This is a genomic window from Streptomyces sp. NPDC002690, from assembly GCF_053592415.1.
In genome coordinates, this window is sequence record NZ_JBSFVR010000180.1 from 1 (window position 1) to 14,706 (window position 14,706).

The following is a 14,706-nucleotide window of genomic DNA, read 5'->3' on the forward strand; positions in this document are numbered from 1 at the left end:
CATGTAGTGGGAGAAGGTCAGGAAGGTGCCGCCGTAGGGGCGGGTCAGGCTCTGCCGGGCGATGCCCGGAGGATCGCTCCCATGGCGTGCTCGTGCCACGACCGGCCGGACGGCGTCGCCGGCCCGGACCGGGGTGACCAGCACCTCGATGGTCCCGCCACAGGTGAGACCGACCGCGAAGGCGTCCTCGTCGCTGTAGCCGAACCGCTCGCGCACGGTGATCCCGTCCTCCAGGGCCTGGCGGCACAGTTCGTACACGGCCCCCTCCACGCAGCCGCCCGAGACCGAGCCGACCGCCTCGCCGGCCCGGTCGACGGCGAGCGCGGCGCCCGGCTGCCGGGGTGCGCTCCCGGTGACCCGGACGACCGTGGCGACGGCGAAGTCCCGTCCCTGCACGGCCCATCGGTGCAGTTCGGCGGCGATGTCCAGCACGCTTCTCTCCTCTCTGGTGGAGTCGGAACAGGGGGGCCGTCGCGCCGGGGAAGCGGTCAGGTGCCGGTGAGATGCTCCGGCCGCACCGGGGTGCGGTTGAGTTCCAGGCCCGTCGCCGCCCGGATCGCGGCGAGGACGGCGGGGGTGGCCGAGAGGGTGGGAGCCTCGCCGACGCCCCGGAGGCCGTACGGGGCGTTGTGGTCGGCGAGTTCGAGCACGTCGAGCGGGATGGGCGGGGTGTCGAGGATGGTCGGGATCAGGTAGTCGGTGAAGGACGGGTTGCGGACCCTGGCGGTCTTCGGGTCGACGAGAATCTCCTCCATCACTGCGACACCGAGCCCCTGGGTGGTGCCGCCCTGGATCTGTCCGGCGACGGCGAGCGGGTTGAGGGCCTTGCCGACGTCCTGGGCACAGGCGAGTTCGACCACCTTCACCAGTCCGAGTTCGGTGTCCACCTCCACGACGGCGCGATGAGCGGCGAAGGAGTACTGCACATGGCCGTTGCCCTGGCCGGTGCGGCGGTCGAAGGGTTCGGTAGGGCGGTGACGCCACTCCAGCTCCACCTCGACCACCTCGTCCCCCAGGACCTCGGCGAGGCCGGCGAGGGCCTCGCCGCCGTCGGTGACGACCTTGCCGTCCTCCAGGCGGAGTTCGGCGGTGGCCCAAGCGGGGTGGTACGTACCGAACTTGACACGCCCCAGTTCCAGCACGCGCTCCCGGACGGCCTCGCAGCTGTTCTTGACCGCACCGCCTGTGACGTACGTCTGGCGGGAGGCGGAGGTGGAGCCGGCCGAGCCGACCCGGGTGTCGGCGGGCTGGACGGTGACCTGGCCGACGCCGAGTTCGGTGCGCGCGATCTGCGCGTGCACGGTGACACCGCCCTGTCCGACCTCCGCCATCGCGGTGTGCACGGTCGCGACGGCCTCGCCGTTGATGACCTCCATCCGGACCCGGGCGGTCGAGTAGTCGTCGAAGCCCTCGGAGAAACCGACGTTCTTCAGCCCGACCGCGTACCCCACGCCCCGTACGACGCTCTCGCCGTGCGTGGTGTTGGAGAGCCCGCCGGGCAGTGCGCGCAGGTCGACCCGACCGGCGGCCAGCCACTGCCGTTCGGGCGGCAGCGGGCGGGACTTGACGCGGCGCAGGAGTTCGGCGACGGGTGCGGGCGAGTCGCAGGGCTGCCCGGTGGGCAGCAGGGTGCCCTGCTCCATCGCGTTGATCCGGCGGAACTCCACCGGGTGCAGGCCGAGTTCGGCGGCGAGCTTGTCCATCTGGGCCTCGTACGCGAAGCAGGCCTGGACGGCTCCGAAGCCGCGCATCGCCCCGCAGGGAGGGTTGTTGGTGTAGAGGGCGAGCGCCTCGATGTCGACGTCGTCCACGGCGTACGGTCCCACCGAGAGCGAGGCGGCGTTGCCGACGACGGCCGGTGAGGACGAGGCGTAGGCGCCGCCGTCCAGCACGATGCGGCACTTCACGTGGGTCAGCTTGCCGTCGCGGGTGGCACCGTGCTCGTAGGTGAGCCTGGCGGGGTGGCGGTGGACGTGTCCGAAGAAGGACTCGAAGCGGTTGTAGACCATCTTGACCGGCCTGCCGGTACGCAGCGCGAGCAGGCAGGCGTGGATCTGCATGGACAGGTCCTCGCGGCCTCCGAAGGCGCCGCCGACTCCGGACAGTGTCATCCGGATCTTCTCCTCGGGGAGGCCGAGGACGGGTGCCATCTGCCCTCGGTCGGAGTGCAGCCACTGGGTGGCGACGTAGAGGTCCACGCCGCCGTCCTCGGCGGGTACGGCGAGTCCGGACTCGGGGCCGAGGAACGCCTGGTCCTGCATGCCGAAGACGTAACTGCCGCGCACGATCACGTCCGCGCGGGCCGCCGCCGCCGCCGCGTCGCCGCGCACGACCGGCTGGCGGTGCACCACGTTGGGGTGCGGGACATGAGCGCTGTGGTGGTCGTCGCGGCCCTCGTGGAGCAGGACCGCGTCGGGGGCGGTGGCGGATGCCTCGTCGGTGACGACGGGGAGTTCCGCGTAGTCGACGCGGATCTTCGCGGCGGCACGGCGGGCGGTCTCGGGGTGGTCCGCGGCGACCAGGGCGACCGGTTCGCCGTGGTGGCGGACCCGGCCGTGGGCGAGGGCGGGGGTGTCCTTGATCTCCAGGCCGTAGTTCTTCACGGCGGCGGGCAGGTCGTCCCAGGTGAGGACCGCGTACACGCCAGGGGTGGCGAGCGCCTCCGCGACGTCGATGGACCGGATCTCGGCGTGCGCGGTGGTGGAGCGCAGGGTGTGGCCCCAGAGCATGTCCTCGTGCCACATGTCGGAGGAGTAGGCGAACTCCCCCGTGACCTTGAGAGTGCCGTCGGGGCGGAGGGTGGACTCGCCGATCCCGCCCCGGGTGGGTGAGCCCTGGGTGAGGCCGACCGGGGTGCCGGTGGTCGTCTTCGTCATGGCCTGACCGCCGCTCCGGAGCGGGTGGCGGCGAGGCGGACCGCGTCGAGGATCTTCTCGTAGCCGGTGCAGCGGCAGAGGTTGCCGGAGAGCGCCTCGCGGATGTCCTGGTCGGACGGGGAGGGCCGCTGTTCGAGGAGTTCGTCGGCGGCGACCAGGAGTCCGGGGGTGCAGAAGCCGCATTGCACGGCTCCGGCGTCGATGAACGCCTGCTGGACCGGGGAGAGCGGGGGGCCGTCCGGTCCGGGCGCGGGCCGCCATCCGCGGGCTTCGTCGAGGCCGGTGCCGCAGCCTGCCGCGCAGCCGCTGCCGGGGTGGGCGGCGGCGCGGTGGCGGGCGTAGTCGGCGAGCCCTTCGACGGTGGTGACCTCGCGGCCCTCGGCCTGTCCGGCGGCGACCAGGCAGGCGCAGACGGGCACTCCGTCGAGGCGGACGGTGCAGGAGCCGCACTCGCCCTGTTCGCAGGCGTTCTTGGAGCCGGGCAGGCCCATGCGTTCGCGCAGGACGTACAGGAGGGACTCGCCCTCCCAGACGTCGTCCGCCTGCTGCGGCCGGCCGTTGACGGTGAAGTGGACGCGCATGGTCAGCGGGCTCCTTCGAGGGTGCGGCCGGTGCGGTACTGCTCCCAAGTCCAGCCGAGGGTGCGGCGGGCGAGGACGCCGACCGCGTGCCGGCGGTAGCGGGCGGTGCCGCGGACGTCGTCGATCGGGTTGCAGGCTCCCGAGGCGAGGCCCGCGAACTCGCGGGCGACGGACGGGGTGATGACGCGGCCGTTCTCCCAGAAGCCGCCTTCGTCGAGCGCGGCGTTCAGGAACTCCTCGGCGGCGGTGGCGCGGACCGGGGTGGGCGCGGCCGAGCCGATGCCGGTGCGCACCGTACGGGTTGGGGGGTGCAGGGCGATCGAGAAGGCGCAGACGGCGATGACCATGGCGTTGCGGGTGCCGACCTTGGAGAACTGCTGCGGGCCGTCCGCCTTCGCGATGTGCACGGCGCGGATGAGTTCGTCGGGGGCGAGCGCGTTCCGTTTGACGCCGGTGTAGAACGCGTCGATCGGGATCATCCGGGTGCCGCGCACCGACACCGCTTCGACCTCCGCGCCCGCGGCGAGCAGCGCCGGGTGCGCGTCCCCGGCCGGGGAGGCGGTACCGAGGTTGCCGCCGACCCCGCCCCGGTTGCGGATCTGCGGGGAGGCGACGGTGTGCGAGGCGAGGGCCAGTCCGGGAAGCTCGGTCCGCAGGTACCGCATGATCGCGCTGTACGGGACCGAGGCGCCGAGGCGCACGGTCCGCTCGCCGACCTCCCATTCGGCGAGTTCACCGATCCGGCTCAGGTCGAGGAGGTGGTCCGGGCGGCGGTGGTCGAAGTTGATCTCGACCATGACGTCCGTGCCGCCCGCGAGCGGTACGGCCGCCGGGTGCTCGGCTTTGGCGGCGAGCGCGTCCTCCCAGGCGGCGGGTCGAAGGAAGTCCATGAGTGGCTCTCTTCTCGATGGGCTGCGCAGGGTGGAGGGGCCCCGCGTGGGGCCGGAAAACGATCGCCCTTCATCAGTTGTTGACGCAGGGTGGCCTCCAGTACACAAGCCGTGCTCCAACCGGTGCAGTCACCGAAACAATGAAGGAGTTGGCTGGTCTCCTCACTCGTCTTGTAGATTCGAACGAATGGTGAGGGTCGGAAACCTCGCCGCAATTCACAGGACTCCTGGACCATCACAAGACTCCTGGACCTTCACCGGGGGCCCTGGACCTACGGAAAACAGATCGGCGGCAACGAGATGCGGCTGCGCGCACTGCTGGACACCGACGCGCTGGGGCTGCGGCTGCTCGGCGGCGAAGACGAGCTGGACCGTCCGGTCCGGGGCGTCATGACGACCGACCTGCGCGACCCGAGCCGCTACCTCTCCGGCGGCGAGCTCGTGCTCACCGGACTGGCGTGGCGCCGTGGCGCGACGGACTCCGAGCCCTTCGTGCGGATACTCGCCCAGGCCGGGGTCAGCGCGCTGGCGGCGGGCGAGGCCGAGCTCGGTCCGATACCCGACGACTTGGTCGAGGCCTGCCTGCGCCACCGCATGCCGCTCTTCGCGGTGAACGAGACCGTTGCCTTCGCGACGATCACCGAACACGTCGTGCGGCAGGTGTCCGGCGAGCGCGCCGGGGATCTGGCCGCCGTCGTGGACCGCCACCGCAGACTGATGACCTCCGGCCCGGCGGGCGGCGGCCCCGAGGTCGTGCTGGACCTGCTCGCCGGGGATCTGTCCCTGTCGGCATGGGTACTCTCGCCCACCGGACGACGGATCGCCGACGCCGGGAAGCCGCTGCCCGGACCGGTCGCGACCGCTCTCGCGGGCCGTCATCTGGCGGCGGCCAGGACCGGTCGCAGGGGTCCGCACGCGGCCTCGGTGGACGGCACCACCTACGCGCTCTTCCCGATCCGGAACACCGGCCGGAGCGCCGTGCCCGCCCCGCAGGACTCACGCGGGTCCGCCCTCTCGGAGTGGCTCCTCGCGGTGGAGGCCGACCCTGGCGACTGGCCCGAGGCCCGGCTGGACCTGCTCCAGGGGGTCACCCAGCTGATCGCCGTCGAGCGCGACCGGCGCGACGCCGCGCGCACGGTGCGGCGGCGGCTGGCCCAGGAGGTGCTGGAGCTCGTGCAGACCGGCGCCGCCCCGGCCGAGATCGCGGCCCGGCTGCGGGTGGCCGCACCGGTGCTGCTGCCCGGCCTCGGTACCGCGCCGCACTGGCAGGTGGTGGTGGCACGGGTGGAGTGGGAGGCGGCCCCGGACGGCGGCTCCCCCGCCCACAACGGTGCGCAGGACCACGCGGGCGGGCCTGCGGCCCAGGCGCTGCTGGAGGAGATCCTGGTCGATCCGGCGGTCACCGGGCCGGATTCGGCCGACCGGATAGCGGTGGCGTACACGGAGGACGAGGCCATCGCTCTCGTACCGCTGCCGGCGGTCGCCCCGGCCGGGCAGGTGCCCGGCGAGAGGCCCGGGAACGACGGCTCCGCCGACGGGTCGGACCCCGCTCTGCGCGCGAGCGCCCTGCTGGACGCGGTGCGCGAGCCGCTCTCGGCGGGGCTCGCGGACGACGGCCGCCTCACGCTGGGCGTCAGCGCGGCCGTCCACTCGGCCGAGGGGCTTCGCGGTGCGCTGGAGGAGGCCCGGCACGCCCGTCGGGTCGCGGCGGCCCGCCCGGGCCGGGTCTGCGCGGCCGGTCACGACGAGCTGGCCTCGCACGTACTGCTGCTGCCGTTCGTCCCGGACGACGTGCGGCGGGCCTTCACCGCCCGGCTGCTGGACCCGCTACGGAGCTACGACGAACGCCACCGCGCCGAGCTGATCCCGACGCTGGAGGCGTTCCTGGAGTGCGACGGCTCCTGGACCCGCTGCGCGACCCGCCTCCACCTGCACGTCAACACGCTGCGCTACCGCGTCGGGCGTATCGAGCAGTTGACGGGGCGCGACCTCGCCCGGCTGGAGGACAAGCTCGATTTCTTCCTCGCCCTGCGCATGAGCTGACCTTCCTCGTCCGGCCGGGCACCGCCCGGGCGCGACAAGGCCGACACCCGTTTGTGAAATCTTTCACCTGAACCTGGCCCGCCCTCTTGGCCGGGCTGCCGATCCGTGCTGAGATGCGCCCACACTCAACAGCTCAATGGCGCGCTCGGGGAGGCAATGTGGCGTACACCGCCATGTCTGGGTCCGGAACGACAGCCGATGACGAACCTCCTCTCCTGACCGCGGTGTGGCGGCTGCGCTCCCGCGCCTGCTGGACGGACGCCGCGGCCCTGCTCGGGCCGAGCGCCGCCACCGACCCGGCCGCGGCCCTCCAGCGCACCGCCCTGCTGACCGAGCGCTGCCTCTACACGACCGAGGGCTGGACCGAGGCCGAGGAAGCCCTGCGGACGGCCGAGGCACTCGCGAAGGACAATGCCGAGCGGGGGGCCGCGGCCTGCGAGCGCGGCTACCTCGCGTACGCCTCCACCCTGCTGGGCGTCCGCGACCGCGCCGACGAGGCGTCCGTGGCGCTGAGCCGCGCGGCGGCCCTGCTCGCCCCGGACGCGCCGGGACGGCCCCTGCTGGACTTCCGGCGCGGGCTGATCGCTCAGAACATCGCCCGCGCCCCCGATTCCGCGCGGACCGCCTTCCGCCGGGCACACACGGGCGCGACCGCCCGGGGGGACGCGTTACTGCTCTCCTTCACCTGGCGCCACCTTGCGTCCCTGGCCCTCAGCGAGGGGGACCTGCCGCAGGCACGCCACGGGTTCGCGGAGTCGCTGCGGATACGGGAGGAACTGGGCTACCTCGTCGGCACGGCGCCGGCGCTGATCTCCCTCGCCGAGACCGAGACGGAGCCGGTGGCCACCCGGCTGCGCGCCGAGGCGGGCCGCCTCTTCCGGCTGCTGGGCGGGGTACCCACCTGGCTCGCCCCGCTGCTCGACGAGCCGCCGGAGCCGGAGGTCGCCGCGGCGAACTGAAGGCTCTCCACCGGCTCGCGGGCCGCGGGGCCCGGGAAGGGCGGGGCACCTCTCAGGCGTCCGCCGGGCTCCGGTAGTGCTCCGCGACCAGGGCCCGCACGGCCGTCAGGTCACGGTCGGTCAGCGCGTCCAGCAGTGCGGTGTGCTGCGCCGCGTCGGCCCGCAGGCCCGCGGGCCTGCCCGGCGCGGCCCCGGGCAGCGGTCCCGGACAGCGGCGGTGGAGATCGTCGGCGAGGGCCACCAGCTGGGCGTTCCGTGCGAACCCGAGCAGGGCCCGGTGGAAGGCCCGGTCGCTCTCCGCGTAGGCCGAGCGGTCTCCGGTCGCCGCCGCGGCGACCGTGGCCTCCGCCAGCGGCCGCAGCGTCGCCCAGCGGCAGGCCGGCACGGTTCGGGCGAGCCGCAGCACGACGGGGGCCTCCATCAGCGCGCGGACCTCGGCCAGCTCGGCCAGCTCGCGCGGGCCGCGCTCGACGATGCGGAAGCCCCGGTTCGGCACGACCTCCACCGCCCCTTCCGCGGCCAGCCGCTGCATCGCCTCGCGCACCGGGGTGGCGGACACGCCGAAGTTCGCGCCGAGCGCGGGGGCGGAGTACACGAGCCCCGGTACGAGCTCCCCCGCGGCCAGGGCCTCCCGCAAGGCGTCCAGGATCTGCCCTCGTACGGAGTAACGGTGGACGGGCGGGGGCGCGGCGGCCTCGCCGTGGGTGTGTTCGCCACGCGCCGGGCCGCGTCCCGCCTGCGCGGGCACCCGGGGGGCCGCACCCGCGCCGAACGCTTCGAACGCCCCCGAAGCCCCGGGCCGCTCCGCCGGGTACGCGGAGTACGCCGGTGCGTCCTGCCGCGCTCTGCCCTGCTCCACCGGTCCTCCTCGTACCCGTCCCGCCCCGACCGCGTCGTCCCGCTCGGACGGCGCCACCCGTGCACGATAGGCGCAGGACCCCGAGGTTCACACGTCGATCACATCGGGTAAGGTAAGCCTTGCCTGTCAGCGCTCGTGAATCGGTGGTCCCGCATGACCGTTCCCACGGTGCCCGTAGGCACCACCGCACCGGCCTCCCCGGTGACCTCGGCGTACGCACGCCTGGCCGAGGTCTTTCCCGGCATGCGCACCGACGTGCTCGACCGGACGGCACCACTTCCCTCCGGCTCCGGCTGGGTGCGCGCCGACGCGCTCGCCTCGGGCGGCGCGGCGGTCGACACCTTCCTGGAGTGGGACGAGGCGCAGATCCTGCGCGACTACCAGCAGCGGGCCCGCCCGGACGTGGTGGCCAGCTTCGGGCTCCACCGGTACGCCTGGCCCGCCTGCCTGCTGGTGACCCTGCCGTGGTTCCTGCACCGCAGGGTGCCGCGGGTCCCGGTCGAGGACGTGGCGTTCCAGCGGGCACTGGGCCACTTCGCCGTCCGCGTACCGGAGTTCGCCTGCCTTCCCGACGACCCGGCGGCCTCGCACCCCGACGCGCGCGTCGTACCGGACGAAGCGGCGCTCCGGGCCGAGGTGCTGGCCTCCGTCGCCGCCCACATGGGCCCTGTCCTGGAGGGCTTCGGACCGCGCATGCGGCGCGGGAAGCGGGCGCTGTGGGGCATGGCGACGGACGAGATCGTCGAGGGCCTCTGGTACGTCGCCCACCTGCTGGGCGAGGAGACCCGGGCGATGACCGAGCTGGAACGCCTGCTCCCGGGCGCCACCAAGCCCTACGTCGGAGCGGCCGGATTCCGCGAACTGACCGGCCCGAACGGCGAGTCGCTGCCGACCCGCGACCGCGCGAGCTGCTGCCTCTTCTACACGCTGCGCCCCGAGGACACCTGTGTGACCTGCCCGCGCACGTGCGACAGCGACCGCGTGAAGAGGCTCGCCACGGCCTCCTGATCGACACCACCCGCACGAGGGAGTCGCTCTCGAATGCAACTCTTCGATATCGCGCGGCAGTTCGACCAAAATGGGGTCACCTGTACGCTCCGGTCCCCCCGAAGGCGTGCTCTTGCCCCGAATCCGCTTGAGACGGGCGGAAGTTCCGTCACGATGGCGTCCGAAACGCCCTACGTGACCCGAGGAACCGCGCATGAGACTGACCGACATGTCGCTCGACTGGCTGCTTCCGGGCGCCGTACTGCTCGTGGGAGTCATGGCGGCGGTGACGGTGGTCGCACGCGGTAAGCGTGCGGCCGGCAAAGCCTCGGCCGACGACACCTGGGAACGCAGCGAGGACCGCCGCAGGCGCAAGGAAGCGCTCTACGCGACCGCCTCCTACCTCCTGCTGTTCTGCTGCGCGGCCGTCGCCGCCGCGCTCTCCTTCCACGGCCTCGTCGGCTTCGGCCAGCAGAACCTCGGCCTCGGCGGAGGCTGGGAGTACCTCGTCCCGTTCGGCCTCGACGGTGCGGCCATGTTCTGTTCCGTACTGGCCGTGCGTGAGGCGAGCCACGGAGACGCGGCGCTCGGATCGCGGCTGCTGGTGTGGACGTTCGCCGGGGCGGCGGCCTGGTTCAACTGGGTCCACGCGCCGCGCGGCATCGACCACGCGGGCGCGCCGCAGTTCTTCGCGGGGATGTCGCTCTCGGCGGCGGTGCTCTTCGACCGCGCGCTGAAGCAGACCCGCCGGGCCGCACTTCGCGAACAGGGCCTGGTCCCCAGGCCGTTGCCGCAGATTCGGATCGTCCGCTGGCTGCGCGCCCCTCGGGAGACCTTCGATGCCTGGTCGTTGATGCTCCTCGAAGGCGTGCGCACCCTGGACGAGGCGGTCGACGAGGTCCGCGAGGACCGCCGTGAGCAGGAGCAGGACCGCCTGCGCAGGCGGGGCCAGGAGAAGCTGGACCGGGCGCACATCAAGGCCCTCAACCGGCAGAACCGCGCATGGAACAGGGGCCGGAACGGCCGCCAGGTGGACGTTCCCGCCCTGCCCCCCGCGCCGGCCGTGGACCGCCCCGCCGTGGAGTCCGCCACGACGGAACCGGGCCAACTGCCGCTGCGGCCCCGGCCGCCGCTCCAGGCGGTCAGCGGTTCGCAGCGGACGACGGGCGAAACCGGCCCGAAGAACGGCACGCCGGGCCCCGGTGGCGAGCCGCTGGTGGACCTGACCGCCGAGGACGACACCCAGGCGCTGCCGCGACTCGACTCCCTCGAGCGCAAACTCAAGGATCTTGAGCAGCAGTTCGGCTGAGCGCACTCGGCGGCCCTCAGTCGGCCACCTCGAACCAGACCACCTTGCCCAACGCCTGTGCTTCCACCCCCCAGGCGTCGGCAAGGCTCCGCACCAGGATCAGCCCCCGGCCGTGCGTACCGTCGTCGGCGTTCGGTACGTACGACCGGGGCATGCCGGACGCGAAGTCACGCACCTCCACCCTGACCTTCGCCCCCTCGACGGTGGCCGTGACCGCCGCGCCGTTGCGGGTGTGGATCAGCGCGTTGGTCAGCAGTTCGCTCAACAGCAGCTCCGCGGTCTCCACGGACTCCATGCCGATCCGGGATCGGAGGAAGTCCCGGAGATCGCGCCGGACCTTTCCGACCGCGGAGCTGTCCGTGTGCCCGAGGCGGCGGTACAGGCTTTCGCCCTGCCCCTCCCCCCCGCCGGGGGACCGCGCACCGCCCCCGCGGTGACCGGTCTTGTCGTGACGTTCCATCATGTCCCCCGCCCGCACGCCGAATCAGCCTCCTACTGCCTCGATCCCTCGAACGTCATCACGCAATGCATGCCCCGTCACCGCGCGATCACGCGTGGTCGCGCACGGCGGCACCGGCGGGCCGACACCCTTGGTTAACTTCCGGAAAATTTCAGGGAGTTGCCGTTGACGAAGAGGGATCTACGCGCGTCATCATAGGGCCCATGCGAATCCCCCCACGGGTCATCACGCTCGGCGGCACCGCCGCCCTCCTGTCCGCGCTCCTCGTCGGCGCCCCGGTGTCGGCCGCCGTCGCGGACCCTTCCCCCGTCTCCGCCGCGGCGTACGCCTCCTCCCCGGCGTACGCCGCCTCCTCCCCCTACTCGCCCCTCTCCGCCGCCTCGGTCGGCAGCATCTGCTACTCCGCTCTCCCGTCCCAGGCGCACGACACGCTCGACCTCATCGACGCCGGGGGCCCCTTCCCCTACTCGCAGGACGGCGTGGTGTTCCAGAACCGCGAGGGCGTCCTGCCCGCCAAGACCACCGGCTACTACCACGAGTACACCGTGGTCACGCCTGGCTCTTCGACCAGAGGCGCCCGGCGGATCGTGACAGGGTCGGCGGTGCAGGACTACTACACCGCCGACCACTACGTGACCTTCGACCTCGTCGACCACGGCTGCTGACGGGTCACTCCCACGGCATCCGGTTCCGGCCCGCGCCGCCGACCCCCACCGGCGGCGCGGGCCCCACCGGGGTCCGGGCCTCGGGTGCTGTCCGGCGGATCAGGGGCGGGGGACGTTGCGGAGGTTGGAGCGGGCCATCTGGAGCATCCGGCCCACGCCTCCGTCCAGCACGATCTTCCCGGCGGAGAGCGCGAACCCGGTCACCATGTCGGTGCTGATCTTCGGCGGGATGGACAGGGCGTTCGGGTCGGTGACGATGTCCACGAGCGCCGGCCCCTTGTGCCTGAAGGCGTCCCGCAGGGCGCTCTCCAATTGCTTCGGCTTCTCCACCCGGACACCGTAGGCACCGGCCGCGCGGGCCACCGCGGCGAAGTCCGGGTTCTTGTTGGTCGTGCCGAACGAGGGCAGCCCGGCAACCAGCATCTCCAACTCCACCATGCCGAGCGAGGAGTTGTTGAACAGGACGACCTTGATCGGCAGGTCGTACTGGACGAGGGTGAGGAAGTCACCCATCAGCATGGAGAATCCGCCGTCGCCGGACATCGAGACGACCTGGCGGTTGCGATCGGTGAACTGGGCGCCGATCGCCTGGGGCAGGGCGTTGGCCATCGAGCCGTGGCTGAACGAACCGATCACCCGCCGCTTGCCGTTGGGCGTCAGGTAGCGTGCCGCCCAGACGTTGCACATGCCGGTGTCGACGGTGAACACGGCGTCCTCGTCGGCGATCTCGTCCAGCACCGAGGCCACGTACTCCGGGTGGATCGGGCGGTGCTTCTCGACCTTGCGGGTGTACGCCTTGACCACGCCCTCCAGCGCGTCGGCATGCTTCTTCAGCATCCGGTCGAGGAACTTGCGGTCGCTCTTCGGCTTGACCCTCGGCGTGAGGCAGCGCAGTGTCTCGCGCACATCGCCCCAGACCGCGAGATCGAGCTTGGAACGCCGCCCCAGACGTTCCGGACGGACGTCGACCTGGACGATCTTCACGTCGGTCGGCAGGAAGGCGTTGTACGGGAAGTCGGTGCCGAGCAGGATCAGCAGATCGCACTCGTTGGTCGCCTCGTACGCGGCGCCGTAGCCGAGCAGCCCGCTCATGCCGACGTCGTAGGGATTGTCGTACTGAATCCATTCCTTGCCGCGCAGCGCGTGACCGACCGGCGACTTCACCTTCTCGGCGAACTCCATCACCTCGGCATGCGCGCCGGCCGTGCCGCTGCCGCAGAACAGCGTGACCCGCTTGGCCTCGTCGACCATCCGGCAGAGCTCGTCGATCTCCTGGTCACCCGGGCGGACCGTGGGCCGGGAGGTGACCAGGGCGTGCTCGACCGACTTCTCGGGCGCCGGCTGGGAGGCGACGTCACCGGGCATGGAGACGACGCTGACGCCGCCCCGTCCGATGGCGTGCTGGATCGCCGTCTGGAGGAGGCGGGGCATCTGCTGCGGGTTGGAGATCATCTCGTTGTAGTGGCTGCACTCCTGGAAGAGCAGCTCAGGATGGGTCTCCTGGAAGAAGCCGAGCCCGATCTCGCCGGAGGGAATGTGCGAGGCGAGGGCGAGCACCGGCGCCATGGAGCGGTGGGCGTCGTACAGCCCGTTGATCAGGTGGAGGTTGCCGGGGCCGCAGGAGCCGGCGCAGGCCGCGAGAGAACCGGTGATCTGGGCCTCGGCGCCGGCCGCGAAGGCGGCGGTCTCCTCGTGCCGGACCTGGATCCACTCGATGCCCTTGTGGCGCCGGATGGCGTCGACGACCGGGTTGAGGCTGTCGCCGACCACGCCGTACATCCGCTCCACTCCCGCCCGTACGAGAATGTCGACGAACTGCTCCGACACGTTCTGCTTGGCCATGGGAATGCGCCCTCTCTGCCCGTCTCCGTGCACGCTCGACTGTCCGGACTCCGGAGCCCGAAACTCCCGGACCCACGGGAATCGCAGCCGGACGGTCTCCGCAGTCCATCAACCCACGGCGGGCGCGGTTACGCCTCCCAGACCGCCGCGGCCGTGCGGTCGTCGGCGTACCCCTCGATCCGGATCTGGAGATCCGCCAGGAACTCGGCGAGGCCGGGCGGACCTTCGGGAGCCCAGCGTGCGGCGAGCTCCCCGGCGAGCGCCGGCTCCGCGCGCATCGGGTCGGCGAGCCCGGGGGAACAGAGCAGCAGCGTGTCGCCCGAACGGGCCACGGAGGCCCGGAACCTGAAGGGCTCGGACGGCAAAGGCACCGGGTCCTCGATGTACGGCCCCGGAGGCGTCACGATCTGGAGGTCCAGTGTCAGCCGGTCCTCGGCGGGGTCGGGCGCGCCGGTGTCGGGAGTGCCCGTGGCGACCGGCTCGCGCGGCGGCGAGCCGAAACCGACGACCGCCTCACCGATGGCAGCCCCGCCCTCCGGGAGAGCGGGTTCGAGGTCCTGCCAGACGCCGTCGCGCAGCCGGAAGAGACCTCCGCCGCCGACGCCGAAGAAGACCCGGGTGCGGCACCGAGGATCGGCGGACAGCAGCAGGCAGCGCAGTCGGACGGAGTGGTCCCGCGGGTCCAGTCCCAGTTCGGCCGCGCGGGAACGGAGTTTGCCGTACGTACGGTCGGTGAGCCGGTGCAGTCCGGACTTCAGGTCGCCCCGGCGTCCGGCCCGGATGTCCTCGGAGAGCCGCGCGTGGCTGCGGCCCACCGCGCCGCCGATCCAGCGGCAGGCGTCCGCCGCCGCGAGGTGGGCCCCTTCCGCACCCCGGGTGCCCAGGGCGACGGCGACGAGGACGAGGCCGCCCTCGCCGCTGCCGAACCGGGCGGTGAGCAGCGCGTCGCCCCGGGGTTCGCCGCGGAAGCGGGCCGCGTCGCCGCGCACGGAGACGGTCCGGAGCGTGTACGTGCCGTACCGGGCGCCGTCGAGGACGGTGTCGGGAACGAGCCCGTCGAGGTTGAGCGGGGTGGTGGCCGGCAGGGTGGCGGGCTCGGCCTCGAAGGCGGGCGGGCGCTCCCCCAGGTGTCCGGGGGCGGCCGGCCGACGCCCGGTGACCGGGAGCGGTGCGTCCGCTTCCTGCCGGGCGGGGCCCTTGGCGTGCCTGCCGCCGGCCGTGTCGCCCCGGCTCTC

13 protein-coding genes are annotated in these 14,706 nt (G+C 72.7%); 5 read left to right on the top strand and 8 right to left on the bottom strand.

Annotation, left to right across the window (positions count from 1 at the left end; all coding sequences use genetic code 11):
* From ACWD3D_RS21775 to ACWD3D_RS21790, 4 genes are all read right to left on the bottom strand, one after another.
* Positions 1-432, bottom strand: a 432-nt coding sequence (locus ACWD3D_RS21775) for an XdhC family protein (RefSeq protein ID WP_451462491.1), incomplete at its 3' end; no start/stop codon positions are given.
* A 56-nt stretch (positions 433-488) separates the two neighbouring features.
* On the bottom strand, positions 489-2,876 hold the full coding sequence (gene pucD, locus ACWD3D_RS21780) for a xanthine dehydrogenase subunit D (protein ID WP_451462492.1): 2,388 nt from the start codon (positions 2,874-2,876) through the stop codon (positions 489-491).
* The gene (locus tag ACWD3D_RS21785; protein ID WP_451462493.1) at positions 2,873-3,457 is read right to left on the bottom strand and encodes a (2Fe-2S)-binding protein; all 585 of its coding nucleotides are present in this window, start codon (positions 3,455-3,457) and stop codon (positions 2,873-2,875) included. Before ACWD3D_RS21785 ends, pucD begins: the two co-directional genes overlap by 4 nt.
* A gap of 2 nt (positions 3,458-3,459) precedes the next feature.
* The gene (locus ACWD3D_RS21790; protein ID WP_451462494.1) at positions 3,460-4,347 is read right to left on the bottom strand and encodes an FAD binding domain-containing protein; all 888 of its coding nucleotides are present in this window, start codon (positions 4,345-4,347) and stop codon (positions 3,460-3,462) included.
* A 300-nt stretch (positions 4,348-4,647) separates the two neighbouring features.
* On the opposite strand from ACWD3D_RS21790, the gene ACWD3D_RS21795 reads away from it, so the two are divergent.
* Both ACWD3D_RS21795 and ACWD3D_RS21800 read left to right on the top strand, forming a co-directional pair.
* Positions 4,648-6,390 carry a PucR family transcriptional regulator gene (locus ACWD3D_RS21795; RefSeq protein ID WP_451462495.1) on the top strand — a complete coding sequence of 581 codons (1,743 nt, stop codon included), beginning with the start codon at positions 4,648-4,650 and terminating at the stop codon, positions 6,388-6,390.
* A 173-nt stretch (positions 6,391-6,563) separates the two neighbouring features.
* Positions 6,564-7,349, top strand: coding sequence for a hypothetical protein (locus ACWD3D_RS21800; RefSeq protein WP_451462496.1), 786 nt, complete (start codon positions 6,564-6,566; stop codon positions 7,347-7,349).
* A gap of 52 nt (positions 7,350-7,401) precedes the next feature.
* Here the strand turns inward: ACWD3D_RS21800 and ACWD3D_RS21805 are convergent, their stop codons facing one another.
* Positions 7,402-8,208 (bottom strand): GntR family transcriptional regulator, encoded by an 807-nt coding sequence (locus ACWD3D_RS21805; protein ID WP_451462497.1) that lies wholly within the window; start codon positions 8,206-8,208, stop codon positions 7,402-7,404.
* 153 nt (positions 8,209-8,361) lie between these two features.
* Between ACWD3D_RS21805 and ACWD3D_RS21810 the strand changes: the two genes are divergently transcribed.
* Positions 8,362-9,216, top strand: a complete 855-nt coding sequence (locus ACWD3D_RS21810) for a (2Fe-2S)-binding protein (RefSeq protein ID WP_451462498.1) — start codon at positions 8,362-8,364, stop codon at positions 9,214-9,216.
* A 193-nt stretch (positions 9,217-9,409) separates the two neighbouring features.
* Positions 9,410-10,504, top strand: a complete 1,095-nt coding sequence (locus ACWD3D_RS21815; protein WP_451462499.1) for a DUF2637 domain-containing protein — start codon at positions 9,410-9,412, stop codon at positions 10,502-10,504.
* Between the two features lie 16 nt (positions 10,505-10,520).
* On the opposite strand, the gene ACWD3D_RS21820 is transcribed toward ACWD3D_RS21815, so the two are convergent.
* The gene (locus ACWD3D_RS21820) at positions 10,521-10,967 is read right to left on the bottom strand and encodes an ATP-binding protein (protein WP_451462500.1); all 447 of its coding nucleotides are present in this window, start codon (positions 10,965-10,967) and stop codon (positions 10,521-10,523) included.
* A 200-nt stretch (positions 10,968-11,167) separates the two neighbouring features.
* On the opposite strand from ACWD3D_RS21820, the gene ACWD3D_RS21825 reads away from it, so the two are divergent.
* Positions 11,168-11,629, top strand: a complete 462-nt coding sequence (locus tag ACWD3D_RS21825) for a ribonuclease domain-containing protein (protein WP_451462501.1) — start codon at positions 11,168-11,170, stop codon at positions 11,627-11,629.
* A gap of 99 nt (positions 11,630-11,728) precedes the next feature.
* Here the strand turns inward: ACWD3D_RS21825 and ACWD3D_RS21830 are convergent, their stop codons facing one another.
* Together ACWD3D_RS21830 and ACWD3D_RS21835 are read right to left on the bottom strand one after the other, a co-directional pair.
* Positions 11,729-13,471: a pyruvate dehydrogenase gene (locus tag ACWD3D_RS21830; protein ID WP_451462502.1), complete on the bottom strand. Its 1,743-nt coding sequence runs from the start codon at positions 13,469-13,471 to the stop codon at positions 11,729-11,731.
* Positions 13,472-13,599: 128 nt separating this feature from the next.
* On the bottom strand, positions 13,600-14,706 hold a 1,107-nt coding region (locus ACWD3D_RS21835), incomplete at its 5' end, for a protein phosphatase 2C domain-containing protein (RefSeq protein ID WP_451462503.1).